26 protein-coding genes are annotated in these 26086 nt (G+C 62.3%); 20 read left to right on the forward strand and 6 right to left on the reverse strand.

Annotated features, from left to right (window positions below):
* Positions 1-100: 100 nt before the first annotated feature.
* From AC07FD_RS26445 to glcF, 3 genes are read left to right on the forward strand one after another with little or no spacing between them, the layout of a single operon-like run.
* The gene (locus AC07FD_RS26445) at positions 101-685 is read left to right on the forward strand and encodes an ASCH domain-containing protein (RefSeq protein ID WP_478352238.1); all 585 of its coding nucleotides are present in this window, start codon (positions 101-103) and stop codon (positions 683-685) included.
* A complete protein-coding gene (locus AC07FD_RS26450; RefSeq protein WP_478352239.1) occupies positions 682-1887 on the forward strand; it encodes an FAD-binding protein in 1206 nt (401 codons plus the stop codon). The genes AC07FD_RS26445 and AC07FD_RS26450 overlap by 4 nt, the downstream gene beginning before the upstream one ends.
* 12 nt (positions 1888-1899) lie before the next feature.
* On the forward strand, positions 1900-3225 hold the full coding sequence (gene glcF, locus AC07FD_RS26455) for a glycolate oxidase subunit GlcF (RefSeq protein ID WP_478352240.1): 1326 nt from the start codon (positions 1900-1902) through the stop codon (positions 3223-3225).
* Positions 3226-3247: 22 nt separating this feature from the next.
* On the opposite strand, the gene AC07FD_RS26460 is transcribed toward glcF, so the two are convergent.
* Positions 3248-4168: a bifunctional 5,10-methylenetetrahydrofolate dehydrogenase/5,10-methenyltetrahydrofolate cyclohydrolase gene (locus tag AC07FD_RS26460; RefSeq protein WP_478352241.1), complete on the reverse strand. Its 921-nt coding sequence runs from the start codon at positions 4166-4168 to the stop codon at positions 3248-3250.
* 268 nt (positions 4169-4436) lie between these two features.
* Positions 4437-5180 (reverse strand): L,D-transpeptidase, encoded by a 744-nt coding sequence (locus AC07FD_RS26465; protein WP_477399003.1) that lies wholly within the window; start codon positions 5178-5180, stop codon positions 4437-4439.
* A gap of 212 nt (positions 5181-5392) precedes the next feature.
* On the opposite strand from AC07FD_RS26465, the gene AC07FD_RS26470 reads away from it, so the two are divergent.
* The gene (locus tag AC07FD_RS26470) at positions 5393-6031 is read left to right on the forward strand and encodes a DNA-3-methyladenine glycosylase I (protein WP_478352242.1); all 639 of its coding nucleotides are present in this window, start codon (positions 5393-5395) and stop codon (positions 6029-6031) included.
* A gap of 51 nt (positions 6032-6082) precedes the next feature.
* Here the strand turns inward: AC07FD_RS26470 and AC07FD_RS26475 are convergent, their stop codons facing one another.
* Positions 6083-6337: a hypothetical protein gene (locus AC07FD_RS26475; protein ID WP_478352243.1), complete on the reverse strand. Its 255-nt coding sequence runs from the start codon at positions 6335-6337 to the stop codon at positions 6083-6085.
* 251 nt (positions 6338-6588) lie between these two features.
* Between AC07FD_RS26475 and hisS the strand changes: the two genes are divergently transcribed.
* From hisS to AC07FD_RS26505, 6 genes are all read left to right on the forward strand, one after another.
* The gene (hisS, locus tag AC07FD_RS26480) at positions 6589-8094 is read left to right on the forward strand and encodes a histidine--tRNA ligase (protein WP_478352244.1); all 1506 of its coding nucleotides are present in this window, start codon (positions 6589-6591) and stop codon (positions 8092-8094) included.
* A gap of 178 nt (positions 8095-8272) precedes the next feature.
* Positions 8273-9409, forward strand: a complete 1137-nt coding sequence (locus AC07FD_RS26485; RefSeq protein WP_478352245.1) for an ATP phosphoribosyltransferase regulatory subunit — start codon at positions 8273-8275, stop codon at positions 9407-9409.
* Positions 9406-10104 (forward strand): ATP phosphoribosyltransferase, encoded by a 699-nt coding sequence (gene hisG / locus AC07FD_RS26490; protein ID WP_478352246.1) that lies wholly within the window; start codon positions 9406-9408, stop codon positions 10102-10104. Before AC07FD_RS26485 ends, hisG begins: the two co-directional genes overlap by 4 nt.
* 81 nt (positions 10105-10185) lie before the next feature.
* Positions 10186-11958, forward strand: a complete 1773-nt coding sequence (locus AC07FD_RS26495) for an AMP-binding protein (RefSeq protein ID WP_478352247.1) — start codon at positions 10186-10188, stop codon at positions 11956-11958.
* Between the two features lie 168 nt (positions 11959-12126).
* Positions 12127-13230 (forward strand): calcium:cation antiporter, encoded by a 1104-nt coding sequence (locus tag AC07FD_RS26500; protein WP_478352248.1) that lies wholly within the window; start codon positions 12127-12129, stop codon positions 13228-13230.
* Positions 13231-13288: 58 nt separating this feature from the next.
* Entirely contained in the window at positions 13289-13936 is a 648-nt protein-coding gene (locus AC07FD_RS26505) for a class I SAM-dependent methyltransferase (RefSeq protein WP_478352249.1), read from the forward strand.
* Between the two features lie 137 nt (positions 13937-14073).
* On the opposite strand, the gene AC07FD_RS26510 is transcribed toward AC07FD_RS26505, so the two are convergent.
* Complete coding sequence (locus AC07FD_RS26510) at positions 14074-14751, reverse strand: MIP family channel protein (protein ID WP_478352250.1); 678 nt, start codon at positions 14749-14751, stop codon at positions 14074-14076.
* A gap of 320 nt (positions 14752-15071) precedes the next feature.
* Here AC07FD_RS26510 and AC07FD_RS26515 point away from each other — a divergent pair, with 320 nt between their 5' ends.
* From AC07FD_RS26515 to AC07FD_RS26530, 4 genes are all read left to right on the forward strand, one after another.
* Entirely contained in the window at positions 15072-16361 is a 1290-nt protein-coding gene (locus AC07FD_RS26515; RefSeq protein WP_478352251.1) for an RsmB/NOP family class I SAM-dependent RNA methyltransferase, read from the forward strand.
* Positions 16362-16436: 75 nt separating this feature from the next.
* Positions 16437-16889 carry a TspO/MBR family protein gene (locus AC07FD_RS26520; RefSeq protein ID WP_478352252.1) on the forward strand — a complete coding sequence of 151 codons (453 nt, stop codon included), beginning with the start codon at positions 16437-16439 and terminating at the stop codon, positions 16887-16889.
* 87 nt (positions 16890-16976) lie between these two features.
* The gene (locus AC07FD_RS26525) at positions 16977-17435 is read left to right on the forward strand and encodes a PaaI family thioesterase (protein ID WP_095088397.1); all 459 of its coding nucleotides are present in this window, start codon (positions 16977-16979) and stop codon (positions 17433-17435) included.
* A gap of 4 nt (positions 17436-17439) precedes the next feature.
* On the forward strand, positions 17440-18075 hold the full coding sequence (locus AC07FD_RS26530; protein WP_478352253.1) for a 5'-methylthioadenosine/S-adenosylhomocysteine nucleosidase: 636 nt from the start codon (positions 17440-17442) through the stop codon (positions 18073-18075).
* On the opposite strand, the gene AC07FD_RS26535 is transcribed toward AC07FD_RS26530, so the two are convergent.
* Positions 18002-18406: a hypothetical protein gene (locus tag AC07FD_RS26535; RefSeq protein ID WP_478352254.1), complete on the reverse strand. Its 405-nt coding sequence runs from the start codon at positions 18404-18406 to the stop codon at positions 18002-18004. The genes AC07FD_RS26530 and AC07FD_RS26535 overlap by 74 nt on opposite strands.
* 85 nt (positions 18407-18491) lie before the next feature.
* On the opposite strand from AC07FD_RS26535, the gene AC07FD_RS26540 reads away from it, so the two are divergent.
* Together AC07FD_RS26540 and guaA are read left to right on the forward strand one after the other, a co-directional pair.
* Entirely contained in the window at positions 18492-18995 is a 504-nt protein-coding gene (locus AC07FD_RS26540) for a MarR family winged helix-turn-helix transcriptional regulator (protein WP_478352255.1), read from the forward strand.
* A gap of 55 nt (positions 18996-19050) precedes the next feature.
* Positions 19051-20613 (forward strand): glutamine-hydrolyzing GMP synthase, encoded by a 1563-nt coding sequence (guaA, locus tag AC07FD_RS26545; RefSeq protein WP_477303303.1) that lies wholly within the window; start codon positions 19051-19053, stop codon positions 20611-20613.
* A 318-nt stretch (positions 20614-20931) separates the two neighbouring features.
* Here the strand turns inward: guaA and AC07FD_RS26550 are convergent, their stop codons facing one another.
* Positions 20932-21192 (reverse strand): TOBE domain-containing protein, encoded by a 261-nt coding sequence (locus tag AC07FD_RS26550; RefSeq protein WP_478352256.1) that lies wholly within the window; start codon positions 21190-21192, stop codon positions 20932-20934.
* A gap of 654 nt (positions 21193-21846) precedes the next feature.
* Here AC07FD_RS26550 and AC07FD_RS26555 point away from each other — a divergent pair.
* From AC07FD_RS26555 to AC07FD_RS26570, 4 genes are read left to right on the forward strand one after another with little or no spacing between them, the layout of a single operon-like run.
* Positions 21847-22989 carry a hypothetical protein gene (locus AC07FD_RS26555; protein WP_478352257.1) on the forward strand — a complete coding sequence of 381 codons (1143 nt, stop codon included), beginning with the start codon at positions 21847-21849 and terminating at the stop codon, positions 22987-22989.
* 57 nt (positions 22990-23046) lie between these two features.
* Complete coding sequence (locus AC07FD_RS26560; RefSeq protein WP_478352258.1) at positions 23047-23535, forward strand: hypothetical protein; 489 nt, start codon at positions 23047-23049, stop codon at positions 23533-23535.
* Positions 23424-25112: a hypothetical protein gene (locus tag AC07FD_RS26565; RefSeq protein WP_478352267.1), complete on the forward strand. Its 1689-nt coding sequence runs from the start codon at positions 23424-23426 to the stop codon at positions 25110-25112. Before AC07FD_RS26560 ends, AC07FD_RS26565 begins: the two co-directional genes overlap by 112 nt.
* A gap of 26 nt (positions 25113-25138) precedes the next feature.
* Complete coding sequence (locus tag AC07FD_RS26570; RefSeq protein ID WP_478352259.1) at positions 25139-25888, forward strand: lysozyme; 750 nt, start codon at positions 25139-25141, stop codon at positions 25886-25888.
* The last annotated feature ends 198 nt before the right edge of the window (positions 25889-26086 follow it).

A 26086-nucleotide genomic window follows, 5' to 3' on the forward strand; every position in this document is an offset into this window, starting at 1 on the left:
GGGGAGATGTCCGGCAGGACAGAGGGGGGTGGGAAGGATCGCGGCATCTCCACACCTCTGTTTGGCGCAGGCTTCGCCCAATACCCGAGTGAGGTTTGAGTTGCTGTTCAAACAATCCTCGCTAGACAAAATTGCGCGCAAGGAAGTGACGCTCGCGTTCCGCCGCTGGAAGCGGCCGGCGGTCAAGGCCGGCGGGCGGGTGAGGACGGCGTCGGGCGTCGTTCTGATAGGCGATATTGCGATCGTGGACATGTCCGCACTGACGGAAAGGGACGCAACCGCGGCCGGCTTTCCGGCACTCGGAGCTCTTCAGGAGATGCTGGGCTCCGATGACGGCACCCCGGTCTACCGCATCGAACTCAACGGTCTCGAACTCGACGAACGCGTTGCCTTGCGTGGCGAGGCCTCGCTTTCCGACGCGGATTGGCACGCCCTGACCGCACGATTTGCGCGCTGGGACAAGGCGGAACCGGGCCACTTCCCGTCGATCCTGCGGACGATTGGCGCCCACCCGGAGGTGCGGGCGGCTGAGCTGGCTGCAATGGTTGGCGTTGAGACGCCGAAGTTCAAGCAGGATGTCCGCAAGCTCAAGGAACTCGGCCTGACCGAGAGCCTCGAGGTCGGTTATCGGCTGTCGCCGAGAGGCGAAGCCGTGCTCGAAAAGCTCAGGGAGCACAGGCTTTGACGATTTTCACCCCGACCACGTCAGACCAAGTCCTGTCCACCGTCGCCTGGGCGGTGGCGGAAGAGTCGCCGCTTGAAATCCTTGGTCACGGCTCCAAGCGCGGCATTGGCCGTCCGCTGCAGACGGAGCACACGCTTGATTTGTCGCAACTCACTGGCGTCACGCTTTACGAACCCTCCGAACTGGTGCTGTCGGCAAAGGCTGGCACGCCGCTGGCCGACATCGAAACACTGCTGGCGGAAAACGGCCAACAGCTTGCCTTCGAGCCGATGGACTACGGCCCGCTGCTTGGTGGCGAGCCTGGCAAAGGCACCATCGGCGGTGTGCTTGCGGCGAACCTTTCCGGCCCGCGCCGGCTGAAGGCGGGCGCGGCGCGCGATCATATCCTGGGCATCAATGCCGTTTCCGGCCGTGGCGAGGCGTTCAAATCCGGCGGCCGCGTGGTCAAGAACGTCACCGGCTACGATCTGTCAAAACTGATGGCCAACAGCTGGGGCACGCTGGCCGCGTTCACGGATGTCACCTTCAAGGTGCTGCCCGCCGCCGAGACCGAGGTCACGCTCGCTGTCCGCGGCCTGCTCGACGATGCCGCCGCCGCCGCCATGGCGCTGGCGCTCGGCTCAAGCGCCGAAGTGTCGAGCGCTGCCCATCTGCCGGAGCGCATCGCCGCGCGCGTCGCCGGCGGCACGCTTGGCAGCGAGGCCGCGACGTTGCTGCGCGTCGAAGGTTTTGGCCCTTCCGTCGCCTATCGCATCGCCGCTCTGAAAACGCTGCTCGGCAAGGCTGGACCGCTGGAGGAGATTTCCGGCGAGGCTTCAATCGCCATTTGGCGCGATGTGCGCGATTGCAGACCCTTCGCCGACGGCACCGAGAAACCGGTCTGGCGTGTGTCGATGACGCCGGGACAGGGCCACCAGATGGTTCTGACGCTGCGCATGCAGGCCGCCGTCAGCGCGTACTATGATTGGCAGGGCGGGCTGGTGTGGTTGCGCATGGAAGAGGGCGAACCGGAAGCCGCTTTGCTGCGCGGGCTGTTGAGAAAACATTCCGGCGGCCATGCGACGCTGGTGCGCGCCGCCCCTTCCCATCGCGCTGCCCTGCCGGTTTTCGAGCCGCAGGCGCCGGCGCTAGCCGCACTTAGCGCGCGGCTGAAGCAGGAATTCGACCCAAGAAACATCCTCAATCCCGGCCGCATGGCCTAGGACTAGAACGCGATGCAGACCAATTTTTCGCTTGCCCAGCTTGCCGATCCGCATGTCGCGGAATCCGAGAAGATCCTGCGCAAGTGCGTGCATTGTGGCTTCTGTACCGCCACCTGCCCGACCTATGTCACGCTCGGCAACGAGCTCGATTCGCCGCGCGGGCGCATCTACCTGATCAAGGACATGCTGGAGAACGGCCGGCCCGCCGACAAGGAGATCGTCACCCATATCGACCGCTGCCTGTCCTGCCTTGCCTGCATGACCACCTGCCCTTCGGGCGTCAACTACATGCATCTGGTCGACCATGCCCGTGCCCACATCCAGGAGACCTACAAGCGACCGCTGCTCGACCGCCTGACCCGCGCCATGCTCGCCTTCGTGCTGCCCTATCCCGCGCGCTTTCGCGCAGCACTCAGGCTGGCGAGGCTGGGCAAGCCGTTCATTGGCCTGTTCGGGAAGGTCCAAGCGCTGAAGCCGCTTGGCGCGATGCTCAAGCTCGCCCCGGCATCGATCCCCAAAACGTCACCGATGGCCTCGCCGGGTATCCATGCCGGGCAAGGGGCCAAAAAAGGCCGCGTCGCCATCCTCACCGGCTGCGCGCAATCGGTGCTTGATCCCGCCATCAACGAGACGACGATCTCGCTGCTGACGCGGCTCGGCGTCGACGTCGTGGTGCCGCCGGGCGAGGGCTGCTGCGGCGCGCTGGTCCATCATATGGGTCGGGAACAGGCTGCGCTTGCCTCGGCGAGGCAAAATGTCGACGCCTGGACGCGCGCCATCGAACAAGGCGGGCTCGATGCCATCGTCATCACCGCATCCGGCTGCGGTACGACGATCAAGGATTATGGCTTCATGCTCCGTCTTGATCCGGCCTATGCCGACAAGGCCGCGCGGGTGTCGGCGCTGGCCAAGGACATCACCGAGTATCTGGCCGGCATCGACCTGCCCGACCCGGTGCGCAAGCCGGGCACGGTCGTTGCCTATCATTCGGCCTGTTCGATGCAGCACGGCCAGAAGATCACCCGCCAGCCGAAGGAATTGCTGACCAAGGCCGGATTCATCGTGCGCGAACCGCGCGAGGCCCATCTGTGCTGCGGTTCGGCCGGCACCTACAACATCCTGCAGTCCGAGATTTCGGCCAAGCTGCGCGACCGCAAGGTGAAAAACATCGAGGCGACGGGGGCCTCGATCGTCGCCACCGGCAACATCGGCTGCATCACGCAGATCGCGTCCGCGGCGAAGATGCCGGTGGTGCACACGATAAAGCTGCTCGACTGGGCTTATGGCGGGCCAACACCGGAAGGTGTTGCGGAAGACAGCCTGATCGCCGCCGAGTAGGCCCTGGGGCTCGTCTCGGTGCTTACTCGGCCGCCAGCCTGTCAACCGTGCCGTAGGTCGCTTCATAGAGCGCGCGCTGCCGGCTGAGCGCCACCATCGTGTTGCGCAGCAGAATCGCCACTGTGATCGGGCCGACGCCACCCGGCACCGGCGTGATCCAGGAGGCGACCTCGCGCACGCTTTCGGTGTCGACGTCGCCGACGATACGGCTGGACCCGTCAGGCCCGATCTCCGAATTGATGCCGATGTCGATGACCGCCGCACCCGGCTTGACCATGTCGGCCTTGATCAGCCGCGGCTTGCCGACGGCGACGAACAGCGCATCGGCGCGACGCGCATGCGCGGCAACCGATCGCGTCATGTGGTGGCAGACCGTCACCGTCGCGCCTTCGCTCATCAGCAGGAAGGCGATCGGCTTGCCGACAATTTCGGAATGGCCGACGATGACCACTTCCAGCCCCTTAAGGTCGAGTCCGGTTTCCTTCAGCAGTTCGACCGAAGCGGCCGCCGTGCAAGGCGCGAGGTCGAGCTGGTTGTAGACGATGTTGCCGATCGAGACTGGATGCATGCCCTCGACATCCTTGAGCGGATGCACCGCCGCCTGCAGCGTCCTGACCGGGATATGCGCCGGCACCGGCCGCTGGATGATGATGCCGGTGACGCGCGGATCGGCGTTCAGGCCGTGGATGGCCGCTTCGAGTTCGCCTGATGTGATGGTGGCGGGAAAGCGCCGTTCCTCGAAATCGATGCCGGCCAGTTGCGCCTTGGCGCGCTGGTTGCGCACGTAGACATCCACCGCCGCGGTATCGCCGACGGTGATCGAGATCAGCTTGGGCGGAAAACCCTCGGCTTTGGCGATCGCTGCGTCCTCGCGCACGGCGGCAATGATGCGCTGGGCAACCGGGCCGCCCTTGAGATAGCGGCTGTCGTCGGACAGGGACATGGGTGAACTCTTTTGCTTGGTTGCCGCCGACATAGCAAAAGAACATCACCAAGGGCAGCGCGAAAGCGAACCGTCATGCTTTTTGCGCGACGTGCCGACCAGGGAATGTCTCGCTGACCCTCAGGCTCCGGTCGAAACGGAAAGGGCAGCGCGGTTTCCCGTGCTGCCCTTCCTGACTGGCCGCATCCCCATTCGGCCCGTCCCCCGTATCTTCAGACTGGCCGCCAAAAGCGAGGTGCTCTGCCGGCCAAGTGATTCGCCGCCGGAACTATATCACCTCGACCGTGGTTCCGACATTGACCCGTTCATAGAGGTCGACCACGTCCTCGTTGCGCATGCGGATGCAACCGGACGACACCGCGCCGCCGATTGTCCACGGCTGGTTGGTGCCGTGGATGCGATATTCGGTCGTGCCGATATAGAGCGCGCGTGCGCCGAGCGGGTTCTCCATGCCGCCGGCCAGATAGGTCGGCAGGTAGCGGCCCTTGGCGGCCTCGCGCTTGATCATCTGCGCCGGCGGGCGCCAGTCCGGCCACTCGCGCTTGTTGGTGATCTTGTGCGTGCCCGACCATTCGAAGCCGGGTTTGCCGGTGCCGACGCCGTAGCGCCGTGCCTTACCGTTCTTCTCGACCAGAAAGAGGAAATTCTGGGTCGTATCGATGACAATCGTGCCCGGCTTCTGCGGGCCGTCATAGGCGACTTCCTGCGGCAGGTAGATCGGGTTGATCTGCGGACGCATGACCATCCGCTTGGAAGGCGGCTGCACGGCCGCCGTCTGCACCCGGTCAGGCTGCCCCGGTTGAGCGTAGCGCAGGCGCGGCTGCTGCACGACCTGGCGGTTCTGGCGAACGATGCCGGGCGCATGTCCAAGCTGCAGCACCCAGGGGGCGGAAAGGTCGGGGCTCACCATAACCGGCGGCCTGTCGGCGTAGCGATCGCCGGCGGTTGAAGGCGTGACGCCCGAGGCAAACACAGCCACGGCGCCGAGCACGGGAAACAGAACTGTCTTCATCGGAACGCACCTTGATCGTCTGATACAACCGGGTGGAAACGCCCCCGGTTTGGCGATCATTGGCGCGCAAGCAGCAACCGAAACATGAATCGAAATGCGTAAAATGCGCTGTTGTCAGTAAACCTTTTGGTGTGGTTACCGCTGGGTTCAGGAATCTGGTAAAGCCGCAGTAAATGCAGCGCAAAGGCGTGTTAACGGACGGATTTTTGGCTATGGAAAAAGAAAACACCGGCCTGCTCGCCGGCCCCGACGGTATCGCGCGTTGCTTCTGGCACGGCAATCTGCCCGACTATCTGCATTACCACGATCATGAATGGGGCCGGCCGGTGGCGGACGACCGCAGGCTGTTCGAAAAGATCTGCCTCGAGGGTTTCCAGTCGGGCCTGTCGTGGCTCACCATCCTGCGCAAGCGGGAGAATTTTCGCGAGGCCTTCGTCAATTTCGAATTCGACAAGGTCGCCGCCTTCACCGACAAGGATGTCGAGCGCCTGCTTGGCAATGCCGGCATCATCCGTCATCGCGGCAAGATCGTCTCGACCATCAACAACGCCAAGCGCGCCCGCGAAATGGCCGATGAATTCGGCTCGCTGGCGGCCTGGTTCTGGAGGTTCGAACCCGGCAAGGACGAGCGTCCCGAAATCGTCGACCTCGCCCATCTGCGCGCCAACCCGACCACCGCCGTCTCGGTTCGGATATCGAAGGAGCTGAAGAAGCGCGGCTGGAGCTTTGTCGGCCCGACCACGGTCTACGCCTTCATGCAGGCCATGGGCCTGGTCAACGACCATCTCGAGGGCTGCGTCTGCCGCAAGCAAGTCGAGAAAGAGCGAAAGGCTTTCAAGCGGCCGAAGTAGCGGCGCTTGCATCCCTTTTGGTGAGTCGCCCGAAGGCGCGGGTGGGTACCTTCAGGTGCCGTTGGCGCTGGCCAGGAAAAGCCCGGCGACAATCGCCACCACCGTGGCCACGGTCGGGTAGATCACCAGCAGGCCGGTCATCAATGCGTCGCGCATGGATGGTCCCTTGCCGGTGTCAGCCGGTATCTCGAATGGACCGGCGGCCTGGCTGACCATTTTCTGGGCGAGGATGTCGGCTGGACGCAGGCGCGCGGGCAAGTCGCCTGCGCCGCCGTCGATGGCATGGAATCTCGCTGTGCTGGTCATGGCCCGAACCCCTTCGTGTCGGCGCGACTTATCGGCTGCGATTGTGTCGGCACGATGCCGCACCCATGGCGGGATTGTTTCATTTTTGGTGCGGTTTTGTTTCGAGGGCGGTTCGGCTCTGCCTTCTCCCGGCAGGGAGAGGCACGGCGGCAAACCCTTGCCGCACAAAGCTGCATCGGTTAGGACACGCGCGCTGCGGAAATAGGAAATTTCCTATCGCACAGCGCCACGAAACACCGAGTACCCATTCCATGGCCGACAAATCGGAAAAGACGAAAGCGCGGCTGCCGCGCGGTTTTGCCGACCGCAGCGCCGAAGACATCCGCGCCGTCGAGAAGATGATGGCGACGATCCGCTCGGTCTATGAGCTCTATGGTTTCGAACCGGCCGACCAGCCGCTGATCGAATACACCGATGCGCTGGGAAAGTTCCTGCCCGACCAGGACCGACCGAACGAAGGCGTGTTCTCCTTCCAGGATGATGACGACCAGTGGCTGTCGCTGCGCTATGACCTGACCGCGCCGACGGCGCGCTTCGTCGCCGAGAACTACGAGCGCCTGCCAAAACCCTACCGCAGTTATCGCTCCGGCTGGGTGTTCCGCAACGAGAAGCCAGGCCCCGGCCGCTTCCGCCAGTTCATGCAGTTCGACGCCGACACGATCGGCACGCCGGGCGTGGCCGCGGACGCCGAGATGGCCATGATGATGGCCGACGTGATGGAAGCGCTCGGCATCAAGCGCGGCGACTACGTCATCCGCGTCAACAACCGCAAGGTGCTGGACGGCGTGTTGGAGGCGATCGGCCTTGGCGGCGACGACAATGTCGGCCGCCGGCTGACGGTGCTGCGGGCGATCGACAAGCTGGACAAGTTGGGGCCTGAAGGCGTGAGACTTCTGCTTGGGCCGGGGCGTTGGGATGGCGGCAAGGAAGGCGAGGGCGACTTCGCCAAGGGAGCCGGGTTGAATGACGGACAAGCCGAGGCGGTTCTTCGCGCGACAGCGAGGAATGCACAAGCCGGCCAGGATTCCAGCGTCAGCACGAATGCGGTCTACCAGGAAGGCGTTGGCGAGCTCTCGACGATCGAAGCCCTGGTCCGGGCAGCGGGATACGCCGAAGACCGCATCGCCATGGACCGTTCCGTCGTGCGTGGCCTAGAATACTACACCGGCCCGGTCTTCGAGGCCGAACTGCTGGCCGAGATTCCCAATGAGGACGGCCATATTGTCCGCTTCGGCTCTGTCGGTGGCGGCGGCCGTTATGATGGTCTCGTCTCGCGCTTTCGCGGCGAGCCGGTACCGGCGACCGGTTTCTCCATTGGCGTCTCCCGGCTGATGACCGCGCTGAAGAACCTCGGCAAGCTCGACAGCGCGGACGTGATCGCGCCGGTCGTCGTGCTGGTCATGGACAAGGACACCGACAGCCTCGGCCGCTACCAGAGAATGGTGGCGGCGCTGCGGGCTGCCGGCATCCGTTCCGAAATGTATCTCGGCGGCGCCGGCATGAAGGCGCAGCTGAAATACGCCGACCGGCGCGGCTGCCCGGTCGCAATCATCCAGGGCGGCGACGAGCGCGCCAAGGGCGAGCTGCAGATCAAGGACCTGATCGAAGGCGCGCGCATGTCGGCCGAAATATCAGACAACGCCGAATGGCGCGCCGCGCGCCCGGCCCAGGTGACGGTTGCGGAAGGCGAGCTGGTCGCCGAGGTGAAGAAGATCTTGGCGGCACAGGCCGCCGATCGCGCCAAAGGTGGCGCTTGAACACCCCCCTCTGGCCTGCCGGCCATCTCCCCCTCAAGGAGGGAGATTGCCGGCTTGAGGCTCGGCGCCTCTTCTTCAACGCTGGAGATTGGCGAAAGGCTACGCGACATCCAATCTCCCCCCTTGAGGGGGAGATGGCCGGCAGGCCAGAGGGGGGCGCCTCGCGCCCATCCGATCAATGACCTCCCGCTACCCCGCCATATCAGCCGACATCATCAACCTCTTCGCCAAGCGCAACACGCATGCGGTCGAAGTCGCCGTGCTGCAACCGGCCGATCCGTTCCTCGACATGGCCGGTGAAGACTTGCGCCGGCGCATTTTTCTCACCGAAAGCGAGACCGGTCAGGCGCTGTGCCTGCGGCCCGAGTTCACCATTCCGGTCTGCCTCGACCACATAAGGTCGCAGGCCGGCACGCCCCGCCGCTATTCCTATCTCGGCGAGGTGTTTCGCCAGCGCCGCGAAGGCGGCAACGAGTTCTTCCAGGCCGGCATCGAGGATTTGGGCGATCGCGACACTGCCGAAGCCGATGCCCGCTCGCTGGCCGACGCGCATGCGCTGCTTGCCCTGGTGCTGCCCGGCCAGGCGCTGGCGATCACGCTCGGGGACCAGACCATTTTCGAGGCGGTGCTGGCAGCCCTTGGCCTGCCGCGCGGCTGGCGCATGCGTCTTGCCCGCGCCTTCGGCTCGGCGCCGATGCTGCAGGTGGCGCTCGCCGATCTCGCCAACCCGCCACGCAACGGCCAGCTCTCCGGTCCGGTCGCCGCGCTCGTCCTCGACGGCGATCTCGAAGGTCTGTCCGCGCACATCGCCAGTGGCATGGAGGAGGCCGGCCTGTCGGCCTCCGCCGGCCGCTCGCCGGCCGACATTGCACGTCGGCTGATCGAGAAGGCTGAATTGCGCAGCGTGCGGCTGTCGAACGAGGCCTTCGCGGCGCTGAAAGGTTTTCTGGCGATCGACGTGCCGCTCGATGGCGCGGCCCAGGCGTTGGCGACCTTCGCCGACGTTGCCGGGCTCTCACTGGGCGCCGCGCTGGAGAATTTCGCCGCCCGCGCCAAGGCGATCGAAGCGCATGGCTTGCCGACGGCAAGGATCCGCTACGACGCCGCTTTCGGCCGTCCGCTCGACTATTACACCGGCCTGGTCTTTGAAATCGCGGCGCAAGATGGCGAACGGCCGCTCGTCGGTGGCGGCCGTTATGACCGGCTGCTGACGCTGCTTGGCGCCAAGACGCCGATCCCCGGCGTCGGCTTTTCCGTCTGGCTCGATCGCATCGACGCATTGCGGGAGCCCGGATTGCGGGAGACCAAGCCATGATCACCCTGGCAATCCCGTCGAAAGGCCGGCTCAAGGAGCAGGCGCTGGAGGTACTGGCCAAGGCTGGGCTCGCCGTCAACCTGCCCGGCGATGAGCGTTCCTATCGCGCCCGCATCGAAGGTTCGGAAAGCATCGAAGTCGCCTTCCTGTCGGCTTCCGAGATTGCTGGCGAGATCGGCCAGGGCGCGGTCGATCTCGGCATCACCGGTGAAGACCTGGTGCGCGAGAACCTTGCCGACTGGGAAACCCGCGCCGAAATCGTCGCCCGTCTCGGCTTCGGCAATGCCGATGTCGTGGTCGCCGTGCCCGACATCTGGCTCGACGTCGACACCATGGCCGATCTTGACGATGTCGCCGCCGATTTTCGTCAGCGCCATGGCCGGCGGCTCAGGATCGCCACCAAATACTGGCGGCTGACGCAGCAGTTCTTCTCGCTAAAACACGGCATCCAGGTCTATCGCATCGTCGAGAGCCTCGGTGCGACCGAAGGGGCGCCGGCGGCGGGCCTGGCCGATGTCATCGTGGACATCACCACCACCGGCTCCACGCTGCGCGCCAATCATCTCAAGGTGCTCGGCGACGGCCTGGTTTTGCGCTCGCAGGCCTGTCTGGTGGCGTCAAAAAAGACGCGCGCGGCGGCGGATGAGGCGCTGCTGCGCGATGTGGCCGCGAAGATGGCGGCCATCGTCAGCTGAGGATGCCCTCCAGTACCATCGACGGGATTTCCACCATCCCGGCAGGCTGATAGGCTCGACCAGTCCTGGGAGGAGACAGCGATGCCGATCAATCTCGACGAGCTGAAGAATGCCACCAATTTGCGCGCGCGTGGATCGCGCAATGGCGATGTCTTCGTAGCACCCGTCGACGGCAAGGCGCATGTTTCCGGCGAGCGCTCGACGCCGCTGCTCAACAAGACCATTCCCGCGCTGTTTTCCGACACCGCCAGCAAATACGCCACGCTCGATGCCGCGGTCTTCGTCGACCAGGACAAGCGCTTCACCTGGAGCGAACTGTCGGACACGGTCGATGCGCTGGCCGCCGGCTTTCTGGCGCTGGGCCTTGAAAAGGGCGATCGCGTCGGCATCTGGTCGCCCAACCGATGGGAATGGCTGGTGACGCAATTCGCCACCGCGCGCATCGGCCTGATCCTGGTCAACATCAACCCGGCCTATCGGCTGACCGAGCTCGACTATGCCTTGAACAAGGTCGGCTGCAAGGCGCTTGTGACGGCGGTCAAGTTCAAGACCTCCGACTATCTCGGCATGATCGAGACGCTGGCGCCGGAGATCGCGACCGCCACCCCCGGCAAGCTCAAGGCAAAGGCATTGCCGGCGCTGAAGATTGTCATCCGCATGGGCGAGGACAACTCGCCCGGCATGTTCAATTTCGGTGATGTGCTGGCCATGGCCGGGCGCGACGAGCATGACAGCCTCGACCGCATCTCGGAGGGGCTGAAGCCCGGCGACGCCATCAACATCCAGTTCACGTCAGGCACGACAGGGGCACCCAAGGGCGCGACGCTAACCCACAACAACATCGTCAACAACGGCAATTTCGTTACCTCGGCGATCAAATTGACCGTCGACGACCGGCTGTGCATCCCGGTGCCGCTCTATCATTGCTTCGGCATGTCGATGGGCACGATGGGCTGCGTGTCGAAGGGCGCGACCATGGTTTTCCCGGGCGAGGGGTTCGATGCCGGCGCCACGCTGAAAGCGGTGGCGAATGAGCGCTGCACCGGGCTCTATGGCGTGCCGACCATGTTCGTCGCGCTGCTCGATCATCCGGATTTCCAGTCCTTCGATCTCTCCAGCCTGCGCACCGGCATCATGGCCGGCTCGCCATGCCCGATCGAGGTGATGAAGAAAGTGGTGTCGCTGATGCATATGTCAGAAGTGACGATCGCCTACGGCATGACCGAGACCAGTCCGGTGTCGTTCCAAAGCGGCGTCGACGACCCGCTGGAAAAACGCGTCTCGACGGTCGGCCGCATCCACCCCCATGTCGAGGTCAAGGCGGTCGATGCCGACGGCGCCACCGTCGCCGTCGGCGCGCCGGGCGAATTGTGCACGCGCGGCTATTCGGTGATGAAGGGCTATTGGGACGACATCGAGAAGACCCGCGAGGCGATCGACACCGATGGCTGGATGCACACCGGCGATCTCGCCACCATCGATGCCGAGGGCTATTGCAACATTGTCGGCCGGGTCAAGGACATGGTCATCCGCGGCGGCGAGAACGTCTATCCGCGCGAGGTCGAGGAATTCCTCTACCGCCATCCCAAGGTCAGGGAAGTGCAGGTGTTCGGGATTCCAGACCCAAAATATGGCGAGGAGCTGTGCGCCTGGATCGTGCTCAAGCCAGGCCAGATCGCCACCGAACAGGAGATCAAGGCCTTCTGCGCCGGCCAGATCGCCCATTACAAGATCCCGCGCCACATCCGCTTCCGCACCGAATTGCCGATGACGGTGACCGGCAAACCGCAGAAGTTTTTGATGCGCGAGGCGATGGTCAAGGAACTGGGGCTGGTGAAGCAGAAGACGGCGTAAGGGGAGCAGTGCTTCGATTTTGAATGCAGCCAAGGTCGCGATCCCGCGGCATCGTTTGGAGCCGCGGGCTGACGTTGTTTGTGAGGGTCGAATGGGGGGTCTGCCGGACATTGGCGAAGGTGCTCCCCATGGGTTTTCCGCAAGTTTCGCAGGCGCATGGGGGCTTGAATGAGTGTTTTCCAACGATCGGTCACCTCTTATGCGATGCCCTTGGCCGCCTTGATGATGGCTGTCGCAGTCAGGGCAAGCGGGCTGTCGGTGGATGAAGGTTCGCTGAGCGTCAGGATCCTTGTCGGAGCGCTTTCGAGTGCGATTATGTTCACCACCATTTTCGTGGTGCTCGACCACGCAGAGGCGGTGGCTCGGCGTGTAGGAGAACCCTACGGCACGTTGGTGCTGACTTTTGCCGTGACGGCAATCGAAGTGTCGATCATCGTTTCCATGATGCTGCATGGAGAGAACAACCCCACGCTTGCACGTGAGTCCGTCTTTTCAACGATGATGATTACATCTACCGGGGTTGTCGGCATGTGTCTCGCGCTTGGCGGCTGGCGTCATCGCAAGCAGGCAATTGTTCGACAAGGGACCAGCGCATATTTGGCGGTTCTGGCCGCGCTGACCGTCATGACGCTTATTCTGCCAACCTACACACAAACTACGGGCCCCGGCACATTTTCAGGCGCTCAACTTGGCTTCGTAAGCGTGCTTTCAGTGCTGCTATATGCAAGTTTTGTGTTCGCTCAGACTGTCCGGCACCGAGACGACTTCGTCCAAGGACAAGAACACGACGCTTCGATGCGGACCGCCCCTCACGAAAGCGTCTCTGTCAGCACTTTGCTCCTGTTGATCGGGCTGATTGGAATTGTCATGCTCGCCGAGCAAGTCGCCGCAAGTGTTGAAGATACGCTCGTTGCCTACCAGGTGACTCAATCCGACAGTATTGTGGGAGCATTGATCGCCGGGTTGGTTTTGATGCCGGAGGCCATTTCGGCGGTTCGCGCTTCACTTCACAATGAGCTGCAACGCGGCTTGAACGTTGCGATGGGTTCCGCATGCGCTACAATTGGTTTGACAATACCTGCGGTCGCAGCCGCCAGCCTGCTGACTGGGAGAGGCTTAACCCTTGGGCTTCCATCGACTGACGCAGTACTTCTAGTTTTAGCACTCTTCATATGCAACGTGAGTTTTAGTACCGAAAGAACAACATTCTTGACTGGAATGGTCCATATCGTGGTATTTTTCACGTATATATTTCTTATATTCGTACCATGACCGATTTTCGCCCAGATCCGCGGTTGGCTGTGAATTCGGAATCGGAGGCCGCGCGCTGATGTTGGACAATTACGAGGTGGACGGGTTTGGCGTGATCCACCAGATCGACTTCACCCCGATCAAATACGACAAGCAATACATTTCCTACTACGAGGACCTGAGTGACCGGACCATCAAGCTCGGATATCAGCGACTTGGCTGGGTGCTGGGAATCACCGGCGAGATTCCTCGGTCCGTGCTGGAGATTGGATATGGCACGGGCACATTCGTCGAAGCCGCGAAAGTAACCGGGGTCGCCGACTGCGCCGGCTGCGACATTGCCAGGTTCCCGCTGCCCAAGGGCGTCCGCTTTGTCGATTGGGATGAGGCGCTCGCCAGTTCGTGGGATCTCGTCGCCATGTTCGACGTGCTGGAGCACATCCCGGATCTGGGTTTCCTCGACCGCCTTCAGGCCCGCTACCTGGCCGTCGCCGTCCCTTATTGCCGCTGGCGCGAGCTCGGCGCCGACGGCGACGCGTGGTTCCGGACGTGGCGTATGCGACTCCCCAACGAGCACCTGCACCACTTCGACCGTGACTCGCTGGTGGCACTCCTCGCACACAGCGGCTTCCAGTGCGTGACACTGAACTGCTTCGAGGACGGAATCAGACTGCGGCCCGGCGAAGCGGGTCCGAATATTCTGTCCGGCTTCTTTAGAAAGCTATAGGCGAGTTCCCCCCGCGCGCTCGACCAAGCGTGCGAAAGCGGCGAGCGAGGTATGGCCCTGTCGTTGGGACGCGGCAGGGTCGGCAAAAAAAGGCGCGGGCCACGGCCCGCGCCTTTCCTTATTCAAGCGTCCAAAACTCAGTCTTTCTCGAAGACGCGTGCCTTGGCGACGACGCCGGCGATGGCGCCGCCGATCAACGGTGCGACGATGAACAGCCAGAGCTGGCCGATCGCAGCACTGCCGGAAAACAGCGCCGGGCCGATCGAGCGGGCCGGATTGAGCGACGTACCGGTCACCGGGATGATGGCGAAGTGCAACCCTGCCAGCGTCAGGCCGATGACCAGCCCGGCAAAGGCGGTCGAGTGCTTTTCAGCGGTCACGCCGAGGATCACGGTGACGAAGGTGAAGGTGCCGATCAGTTCCCACAGGAAGGCCGAGCTGACGCCCCATTTGGCCACGTCCCAGCCATTGGCGCCGAAGCCGCCGGTGTGTCCGCCGGCCTGGCCGGAGACGATGATCCACAATGCCAGCGAAGCGAGGATGGCGCCGATGACCTGCGCGATCCAGTAGGGGATGACGTCCTTGGCCGGCAGCCGGCCGGCAAGGAAGACACCCAGCGTCACCGCCGGATTGAGATGCGCGCCCGAGATGGGACCGATCGCATAGGCCGCCGCAATGAGGCCGATGCCGAATGCCAGACCGATGCCTTCCTGGCCAAGCGGCAGCGCACCGCCGAAGCCGCCCGTCACCACAGAAGCCGTTCCGATGAACACCAACAGAAATGTGCCTAGAACTTCCGCCAGGTAAGTCTTCATTGCCCTCTCCTCGTAACGATCCGCCGGTCCGCGTTTTCTACGCCGCGAATCATGGCGGCAAGAGTATTCCCAACGGAAAAACTTGGGAAGCAGAGCGATTGCGCCACAAGCCGTGCTTGCAGGCGCCAGTTGCGAACATTAGAGATCTTTCATCTATTGATCGATCCGTGCCGCGAGCCAAGGACATCTACTGGTCTTGTAGGTTTGGCGGCCGGGTTAGGATTGCGTCGGCTCGCGGGACGGAAGCGGGGGTTCATTCCGGACGTGAAAGGCTCTATGAGCAGGCCCGAAGACAATGTACTCGATTGGTGGAATGACGAATGCGACTGGGCGGACGGCTGGCGGCAGCCATCGAAGTGCTGGAAGACATCGGCCGGCGCCATCGGCCGGTTGCCGACGCGCTGAAGGATTGGGGCCTGTCGCACCGCTTCGCCGGCGGCGGCGACCGTGCCGCGATCGGCAACATCGTCTATGACGCCTTGCGCCGCAGGCGTTCCGCCGGCTGGCTGCTCGGCGAAGACACGCCGCGCGCCATCGGCTTCGGCGCGCTGCTGCTCGAATGGGGCCAGACGGCGCAGTCGCTCAACGAGGCGCTCGAGGGTGACAAATTCGCGCCACCGCTGCTGACCGCCGCCGAGCTGCAGGCAATTGCCGAACGCCGGCTGGCCGACGCGCCGGACGCGGTGCGGGCCGACATACCGGATTGGTGCGCGCCGCTTTTCGAGAAGACCTTCGGCGCGACCTGGGCTGATGAGGGGGCGGCCCTGGCGACGCGCCCGCCCCTCGACCTCAGGGTCAACACGTTGCAGGCCAACCGCGACAAGGTACTGGCCGAACTGACGGGAACCGGCGCGAAGCCTGCCGCAATCACGCCGCAAGGCATCCGTATCCCGCCGATCGATGGCGACGGCAGGCATCCGAACGTGCAAGCCGAGCCGGCTTTTCAGAAAGGCTGGTTCGAGGTCCAGGACGAAGGCTCGCAGGTGGCGGCCGCCCTTACTGGGGCCGAAGCCGGCATGCAGGTGCTCGACTTCTGCGCCGGCGCCGGCGGCAAGACGCTGGCGCTGTCGGCCGCGATGGACAATCGTGGCCAGATCTTCGCCCACGATGCCGAAAAGGCGCGGCTGGCGCCGATCTTCGACCGCATCCGCCGCTCGGAAAACCGCAATGTCCAGGTCGTCACCAAGCCGGCTGAACTCGCCCCGCTCGAGGGCCATATGGACATCGTGCTGGTCGACGCGCCTTGCACCGGCAGCGGCACCTGGCGGCGCCGTCCCGATGCCAAATGGCGGCTGACGCAGAGACAGCTCGACGCCCGCAAGGGCGAGCAGTCGGCGATCCTCGAAGCGGCCAAAGTCTACGTCAAACCGGGCGGCCTGCTGGTCTACATCACCTGCTCGGTGTTCGACGAGGAGAATGGCGAACAGGTCGCGGCCTTCAGAGAGCGCAACAGCGGCTTTGTCCCGGTCGACCATCGTGCGCTGTGGGACAGTCGTTTTCCTGGCCATCAGGCGGCCGCGCGGATCGGTCCGGCAGGCGACATCTCGCTGTCGCCGGCGCTGAGCGGCACCGACGGATTTTACTTCTGTGCGTTGCGCAAGGCGAATTGAGCTGCCGTTGACAGGCGCCGATAGCGCCCCAGTTGCAGATGCGGGGCGTCTGGCCGCGATCACGGGATAGGATTCTTGCAAAGATATCTGTCGCTTCTGCTTTTCGTCATTGTGGTGCTCGGCGGGGGCCTGCTGATCGGTTATGCGACGCTGCCGGGTGCCTGGTACGCATCGCTCACCAAGCCGCCCTTCGATCCACCCAACTGGGTTTTTGCACCTGCCTGGACACTCCTCTATCTCCTGATCGCCGTGGCCGGCTGGCGGACATGGCTGCAAGCGTCGTCGGGAGCCGCGATGAAAATCTGGGCCGTCCAGCTGGTGCTGAACTTCCTATGGTCGCCGACCTTCTTCGGAGCCAAGATGATGGGGCTCGCGCTTGTTGTGATCGTGCTTCTTCTCGCCAGCATTGGACTGTTCATCGCCACGGCCTGGAACCGCGACCGGGCATCCGCATGGCTGTTCGCGCCATATGCGGCATGGGTTGCGTTTACCACCTTGCTCAACGCATCGCTTCCTTGGTTGAATTAAGATCGGTTTGCTGCAGTGCAGCAAAAGCATTTGCCTGCCGCCCATGCCTCTGCAATAAGCTTATCCGCATAAAGAAAGGCAGCGGCCATGGCAGCAAAGATCGTACCCGCCCCGGACTATGAGGATCGCGTCAGAACCTCCTTCGCGCGCCAGCAGGCCATGGCCACGATCGGCGCCGAACTGACGCTGGTGACGCCGGGCATCATCGAGATCGAGATGCCCTATTCGGCGGCACTGACCCAGCAGCACGGTTTCCTGCATGCCGGCGTCATTTCGACAGCGCTGGACTCGGCCTGTGGCTATGCCGCGTTCTCGCTGATGCCGGAAAACTCCGGCGTGCTGACCATCGAATTCAAGGTCAATTTGCTCGCGCCGGGCAGGGGCGAACGCTTCCTGTTCCGCGGTTCGGTGACAAAACCCGGCCGCACCATCATCGTCGCCGACGGCCAGGCCTATGCCTTTGCCGCCGACGGTGAGGCCAAGCTGATCGCCACCATGACCGGAACGATGATGACGGTGGTCGGGCGTGATGGCATCGAAGGCTGATCCGATGGGTAAGATTGTGCGGCTTGGCGGCAAGGGCGTCCTCTTCGTGATGGCTGCGCAAGCCGAATACGGCCCGCACCTCAAGCGGCTGTTCACGCCGCTGATGACCGGTGTCGGGCCGGTCGAGGCCGGCGTCAGGCTGGGCGCCGAACTCTCCCTGCTGAAGTCGCGGAAGACGCTGCCGGACCTCGTCGTATCACTCGGTTCGGCCGGCAGCCGGACGCTCGAGCAGACGGAAATCTACCAGGCCGTGTCGGTCAGCTACCGCGACATCGACGCCTCGCCGCTCGGCTTCGAAAAGGGCGCGACGCCTTTCCTTGACCTGCCGGTGACCGTGCCGCTGCCGTTCAGGATTCCTGACCTGAGGGAGGCAACGCTGTCCACCGGTGGCGCGATCGTCACCGGCGCCGCCTATGACGCAATTGCCGCCGACATGGTCGACATGGAGACTTTCGCTTGCCTGCGCGCCTGCCAGCTGTTCGACATCCCGCTGATCGGGCTGCGCGGTATTTCCGACGGCGCGGCGGATCTGCGGCACGTCGGCGACTGGACCGAATATCTGCACGTCATCGACGAAAAGCTGGCCGGAGCGGTCGGGCGGCTGGAACAGGCGGTCGGCGATGGCTTGCTGGGCGCCTGACGGCAAATAGCGTCAAGCCGCCAGGCTCGCCGGATCGCCGAAATCGGATGCGCGAAATGCGCCCGCGCACGGACCCGCTCGCATCGACATAGTCGATTGCCCCCGGCGAATGATCGAGTTTCCAGGAGCCGGTGGGGCCATCGTTCCATTCGACCTTATAGCCGTCGTCGAGCAGCATCCAGATCCCATGGAAAAGGGTACCGTCGGGCAGCAGCATATGCGCCCGGTTCTCGTTTTCGTAGTGGATGAAGGCGTCCTTGCCGCCCATGTCGATGACATGCGTGGTGCCAATCATGATAACGGCCAGCGTGTTCCTGTCGAGAATTGTCATGGTCCCTGTCCGCGTGCTTGAGTTCGAAAGAGCCTCGACGGAGTGAATATCGTCAAGTATCTTGACTATATGGAGCTGGGATAAAATGGTCAAGCAGCTTGACGAAAAAATCGAAGCCCTGCCCGATCACGTCGGCTGGCGCCTATGGCAGGCAAGCCGTGCCTGGCAGGCCGAATTCGCCGCCGCGATGCGCGCCGCCGGTCACAGCTGGTTCACCGAAGCACGCGCCGGACTGCTTGGACACATCACCAGGAACGGCATGCGCCAGTCGGCGTTGATCGAACGCTCGGCAATCTCCAAGCAGGCGATCCAGCAACTGCTCGACGGCCTCGAGGCGGAGGGGGTCGTCGAGCGTCTGCCCGATCCGCAAGACGGTCGCGGCAAGCTGGTGCGTTACACCAGCAAGGGGCTGGATGCCTTGCGTGACGGCGACCGGGTCAAGATGGAGATCGAGCGGCGCTATGTCAGTCGCATTGGCGAGGAGCGGTTCACGGCGCTGATGGGCGCTTTGCGGGCACTTGCGGCCGGACAGGCTGCGGCGAAGGATGAAGACGCTGGCGCTGAAGGTGAAGTCGTGGAATCGAAGTGACAGCAAGGCCCCACAACCCATTGCGTCGACTCATTTCTTTCTCTAAACGCTCGCCATGAAAACAGCCAATCATCCCGACACCGTCCTGATTGTCGATTTCGGCAGCCAGTTTACGCAGCTCATCGCCCGCCGCATCCGCGAGGCCGGCGTGTTTTCCGAGATCGTGCCGTTCCAGTCGGCCGAGGCGGCGTTCGAGCGCATCAATCCGAAAGCCGTGATCCTGTCCGGCGGCCCCGCCTCGACGTCGGACATCGGCAGCCCGCGCGCGCCGCAGATCGTCTTCGATGCCGGCGTGCCAGTGCTTGGCATCTGCTATGGCCAGATGGCGATGTGCGTGCAGATGGGCGGCGTCGCCGAAAGCTCCGATCATCGCGAATTCGGCCGCGCCTTTGTCGAGATCGAGAAGGACAGCCCGCTGTTCGAGGGCCTGTGGGCGCCCGGCCAGCGCCATCAGGTGTGGATGAGCCACGGTGACCGCGTCATCTCCTTGCCCAAGGGCTTCGAAGTGTTCGGCAAGTCCGAAGGCTCGCCCTTCGCCATCTTCGGCAATGTCGAGCGCAAGATGTACGGCATCATGTTCCACCCCGAGGTGGTGCACACCCCGGACGGCGCAAGGCTGCTGCGCAACTTCGTCCACAACATCGCCGGCATCGAGGGCGACTGGACCATGCGTGCCTATCGCGAACACGCGGTCGAGGCGATCCGCAAGCAGGTTGGCAAGGGCAAGGTCATCTGCGCGCTGTCGGGCGGCGTCGATTCGTCGGTCGCCGCACTTCTGATCCACGAAGCGGTCGGCGACCAGCTGACCTGCATCCTTGTCGACCACGGGCTGATGCGCAAGGACGAGGCGGCGGGCGTGGTGGCGATGTTCCGCCAGCACTACAATCTGCCGCTGATCCTGGTCGATGCCGCGGACAAGTTCATTTCGGCGCTGGAAGGCGAAACCGATCCCGAGAAGAAGCGCAAGACCATCGGCCGGCTGTTCATCGAGGTGTTCGAGGAGGAGGCGAAGAAACTCGGCGGCGCCGACTTCCTGGCGCAAGGCACGCTCTATCCCGACGTCATCGAGAGCGTCTCCTTCACCGGCGGCCCGTCGGTGACCATCAAGTCGCACCACAATGTCGGCGGCCTGCCCGCGCGCATGAACATGCAGCTCGTCGAGCCGCTGCGCGAACTGTTCAAGGACGAGGTGAGGGCCCTCGGCAAGGAACTCGGCCTGCCCGAAAGCTTCATCGGCCGGCATCCGTTCCCGGGTCCTGGTCTCGCCATCCGCTGCCCCGGCGGCATCACCCGCGAGAAGCTGGAGATCCTGCGCGAGGCCGACGCCATCTATCTCGACGAGATCCGCAAGGCTGGCCTCTACGACGCCATCTGGCAGGCCTTCGCCGTGCTGCTGCCGGTGCAGACTGTCGGCGTGATGGGCGATGGCCGCACCTACGAGTTCGTCTGCGCACTGCGCGCCGTCACCTCTGTCGATGGCATGACGGCGGATTTCTACCACTACGACATGGCGTTCCTGGGTGCCGCCGCCACCCGCATCATCAACGAAGTCCGCGGCATCAACCGCGTCGTCTACGACGTCACCTCAAAGCCGCCCGGCACCATCGAGTGGGAGTAGGGGAGGCCGCAGCGCGTATCAACGGCAGTCCTTGTGATTTCCGTTTTTCGGCGCGCTTCAGATGCTGTCACATTCTCCTTCACTCCCTTCTGACCGCATCTGACCGTCTGGCAGGTCTGGCATGTCATTGCGTCGGAAGTAAATCGCGCTCGGTTTCAGAGAGGGATGTGGCGCACTATGGCGTGCAAATCGGCGGGTCTCCTTTGCAGCCGTTCTCGCGAAGCTGCCGTCCGCTCATAGAGCAATTCGCATCGCGAATCGATTTGTCGCTTGCCGGTGTTTGATCGCCGCCAAGCGAAATCGGCGCGTTCCTGACATTCAGCTTGGAAACAAAAGAGCAGCAGCAGGATCGAAGAAGATCCGCCCAGCTGTTAAGGCACCATGAGGTTCTGCGGCGTCAGGTCTGACATCAAGTTCCTGGCCGGATACCGTACGCGCCACGATACGCCGGCGATCTCCGAAAAAGGCGGCATCGATGAACTCGACGACGAGTTCGGCACTGGCGGGGCCGGGCGTCAGGCGAAACGCTTCCGGCCGCACCATCAGCCGGGCCTTCTGACCGCGATCGAAGGCCTGCATGGTCTTGACGCCCTTGACGATCGAGCCATCTGCCAGGCGGACTGTTGCCGCGTCGCCTGACGTCTCAAAGTGCTCGACGGCCAGGTCTGCTTTGCGCCTGATCTCGGCCGCTAGATCGGCTTTGGCGTTTCATGAAAGCCGACGTCGCAGTTAACCTTCCGCCTGCGCAATCAATGGACCGACGTTTTGGTCGTCATTCCGGGTTCTCGTCCGGGTGACCGAGCTCGCAGAACCAGGAGAGCGCGTGTCGGCGGCGGACCGCGAGCGCATCGTCGGATGTCCTTGCCCGACGTCATCGTCCTCGTCTCCCACATCCAGCCTTTGGCCTAACAGATCCGATTGGGCAAAAGCGCAGTTCCATGAAAAAGGATCACTTCAAGCGGCGCCTCAGATTTTTTCGGCACCAATGCCTTGACCTCGCAGGCATGGATGCCTGCACGTCCGTCAGTGCGTTTCGTGGTAGGGGCTCAATTTCACATAGCGATACATGGACGGGGCGGCTTCGCCATTCATCTTTTGGAACGCAGATTTCGACGGCAACCCGCCGATCCTTAGTGCGGATAGGCAAACAGAAATCGCTTCATCTAGTATGCGTTCCCCTTCCTAATTATAGAAATGGAGAGTACGGTTTAAGAAGCCATCCGGGGGGGTGAAATGCGCTTCAGGCAACTGATTGCAGCTCTTGTTCTAGTACTTTCCCAACCTTTTGGCGCACTGGCCGATGAGTTTGCCGCCGTAACGCACCCGAGCTTCTCAGCCGTAGAGCCGCGGCTGGTTTATGGGCTGATCACCTACGATTTTGCGTTTACTGGAAAGGACGGCGCTGCAAGAAGCCAATCGGCTTCCGCGTTCCTGCAATCGTTGATAAAATCGAGGTTCAAGAACAAGTCGGGAAACTACATCGTAAGTCTCGATGTGGCGATTGGCGACAAGATCATTGCCACCGAGCCATTCATGTCGGCAACGTGGGAAGAGAGCAAATTCCTCTTCGTCACGACATCCGAGAAGTCGAACATCGTCATCAACAGGAACGGTATCCTCATCGACGACATCGTCGTGGATTCTGAGACAAATACAATCTCGTTCTCGATGAAGGTCAGATATAGTTCCAATACGTCGGTGGACATGTCGTTGCTGACCGAGCTGTCGCAACTGTCGAGAACCGCCTCTCTGGCCGGTTTGTCGCCGGGTGTTCAGGCGGTTTCGGATGCCTATGCTCCGTTCGCGACCATCCTCAGCAAGCTCCTGAGCAAATATACCGACGTCTCGATCGTCGACAATACAACGGGCGCGTTCACGTTGCTGGATGACGGATTTCCCAATCAGCTGCGGTATAACGGGACCAACTTCAAGGTTAACATCTACCTGAAGACGCTGAACTCGCAACTGCCGACGAACTTTTCGCCTGAAGGGTTCAAGATCTCCAATTTCGGCCTGCCGCTGACCGAGGTGAAGAGCGGTGTTGGGGCAGCACGGGCACCGGTGATCGATCTGATATCGGCAGGAACCGACAGGGTTGCCGGATTTGTAAAGGCGATCACGGACGGCGCGCCGCTTGGATCCCCCAAGCCCGCATCCGAGACGGAAATCCACGACAGTTGCGTCGCCCTCAAGAACAAACTCAACAAATTCGTCACCTCAAGGGATGCGGCATTGGTCTACTGGTCCTTCCTTCGAAGCTTCCATGCGGCGCTGGTGCAATACAAGGATGGCGTAAGCTGCGGTAGGGGCGATTTGGTTGAAGACCTGAGCGCACTGAATTTGCCGCTCAGCGCAAGCGACTGGCCTGCACAATAGGCTTCGAATAACGGGCTGCCTTGCCCAGGTCTTTGTGGATTTCTCTGGAGCGAAACGATGTTCACAGTAGGCAAGCGGCATTGCCGGGCGCTTTTGGTGGCGTTGCTTCTCTTGGTGTGTCCTCGCGTCGTATTCGCAGAGGAGCCGGGCGTGTTCGCGCTCCTTGTTGGCATAAACAGCTACGCAAAGACGCCAGGCTCCGCCTACAACGCATCGGACCTTCATGGAACCGCAAACGACGTTGCCCTCGTTAAGGACCTGCTGACCGGCACCTACGGCGTTCCCGACGACAACGATCATTTCCGGGTTTTGCTGGACGCCCAGGCGACCCACGCCGGCATTCGAGAGGCATTTGCGGATCAACTGATCGAGAAGCAAAAGCGCATCCGGATGCGACGTTCCTGTTTTATTTCAGCGGTCACGGCTCCCTGGCCATCGATGACAATGGCGACGAGGGCGATGGCTATGATGAGACCATCGTTGCACAGGACAGCCGTGGTCCGGGTGGCACCGACATACGCGACGATGAAATCGAGGCCTGGCTGACCCAGCTCAAGCAATACTCCCATAACATCGTGCTGATCTTTGACAGCTGCCACTCAGGCACGATTTCAAAAGAGCCCACGCTTGCTGCCCGAATGGCGCCGCTGGACGGTAGGCTGCTGAAGGATGCGCCTGGCGAGCGTCACGGCAAGGATGCGTCGATCGCGGATTCAGGCCGCTCATACTCGATCGTCGAAGGGTCCCGGGCCGATGAAGTGTCCAACGAGGATCTTGTCGCTACCGCATCGGGTTCGCATTATCATGGGCTGCTGACCTACTATCTGGTCCAGACGCTCAAGCGATCTCCACAGCTGACCTATCGCGAAGCAGTGATGCAAGCCGAGAGGTATGTCCAAAAACGTGCGCCATCCCAGCATCCACAGGCGGAAGGAGACTTCGACAGGGTGGTTTTGGGCGGAATAGGAACCCGCCAGCCCCCCTTCATTTCGGTCACAAGTGTGACGCAGGACCAGATTTCGGTCGCAGTTGGCCAGGCGCAGGGGATTCAACCAGGAGCAATCATGGCCGTGTATTCCAGCAAGGCAACCAAGCTGGTCGGTGAGGACGGCAAGATCGCGAACGCGGTCGTGATTTCGTCCGACGTCGCGACTTCGGTTGCCAAACTGGTCAAAGCCCCGAACGAGCCTGTGACCACTGCGTCGAAAGTTCGAATCGTCTCGCCCTATTCCGTTGAGCAAAAGGTTGCGGTGGCTATTGCCGATCCACCTCCAGAGTTGGGCATCGCTGCGGCGGTCCTGCCGATAAAGGCAGCGCTCGCTGATCGACTACGCGACAATGCGCTGGTGCGGCCGGTGCAGGATCTAGGCCAGGCGACGATGGTGATCGCCATGGGGTGCCTGAACGGTGGCAAGCTTATTCCGATGGAGGAACGCAAAACGCTCAGCCCCGGCTGCGACAAGGTCTACTATATCACGCCGCGAGACCAGGTTGGGGCCATGCATGGCTACACGGTTTCGGCAAAGAACGACGGTGCCGCCGTGGATGGCATTACGGGTGCTCTCGAGAAGATAGCCCGACAGGAAAACCTGCGCGCGCTGACGAACAGCGTTTCCCCGCTGGCTGGTACGGTGACGGTTTCTCTTGTCCGTGTGACAGTTAAGACCGAGAACGGCAAGACGAGCGTGGAGGGCGAGGCTCCGGTGGTGTCATCGGGCATAGAGCCGATGAAGCAGGGAGAATATTTTCGCTTCAGCCTCACAAATACAGGATCACAAGATCTCTACTATTCAATTATCGGATTGGGGAGCAGCGGATCTGTGTATGTCTTGGGAGATGGTGGATCAGGGGACAAATTGCAGGCTGGCGTCACGATCAGCACAAAACCGCCACTGAAGGTCGGGCCGCCCGCCGGCCTTGAATCCTACCTGGTGCTTGCGACGACTTCGCCGGTCAACGTCCATTTCCTCGAGCAGCAGGGCATAGATCCCAGAGATGCCGGCCCGCTTGGCTGGCTTCTCGCTGGGCTCTCTAATCCTGGTTTCAGGGACTCCGCCCAGGTTCCGGATTTTGATCTGAATTCCTGGGCAACCATGCGGACGGATATTGAAATTCAACCTTAACTCGGCAAGTCGGAGAAGGACAGACAATGACAGTTTTCAAGAAAGCACAATCGGACGGGCAATGGTTCAAGCGTACGCCTTGGTCGCGGGCTGTCCTTCTGGCGTTATGCGTGACAACAGTCTCGATCGCGCACGTCCAAGCCGGTCAGGCGGTGAAAACCCTCAAGGACAAGCATGCGCCGGGCATCCTCCTGGAAGACACCAAGGATGTACTGCCGCAGGGTGTGGAATTGCGCAAGGTATACCGGCCCGGCATTGAATTGACCAAGAAATGGGAAGGGTGGGTCCCCAAGCGCTATAATGATGCCGTTGGTTACTGCACCGTCGGCTACGGCCATCTCCTGAAGAAGAAGAACTGCGACGGTACGGGCAACGAAGTGGAGTTCCTGAAAGGCATCTCGAAAAAGCGCGGTGAAGAGCTGCTTATCGAGGACATGTCGAAGGCCCAGATCACTGTGCAGCTGGCCGTGCCAAAAGATATCGACGACGGCGCCTATGCCGCGCTTGTCGATTTTACGTTCAATGTTGGCGGCAACAACTTCAAGACCTCGACCCTTCTCGCGGTCGTCAAGAAAAAGCAGTTTGATCGTGTCCCCGAACAGCTCCTCAGATGGACACGTGCGGCAGGCGTCGAACTGGTAGGATTGAAGAACCGCCGCAAAGACGAGATTAAGGTGTTCTTTGATGGAAAGCCGGTTCCGAAGCCGGCGCCCATACCGGGTGAGGATCTGTCGCCTCTCAATATCGATGTTGTTGCCGAAAAGACGGCAAACTAGGATGCATCATTCCACATCCGTGCCGACTCTGGAGGCAGTAGCGCGCAACGGGTTATAGCGAGAGCATCGTCGGCGCCCCTACGCTGCGACGCGTCGCGAGGCGTAGGGCGTGTCGATCTTCGAAGGCAAGCGACGACTGCCCCGACCCAGTTGCAAAGAGAGTTCGCGGCAAGCCGCGACAGCTTTCTATGAGGGCTG

This window comes from Mesorhizobium waitakense, assembly GCF_056431085.1.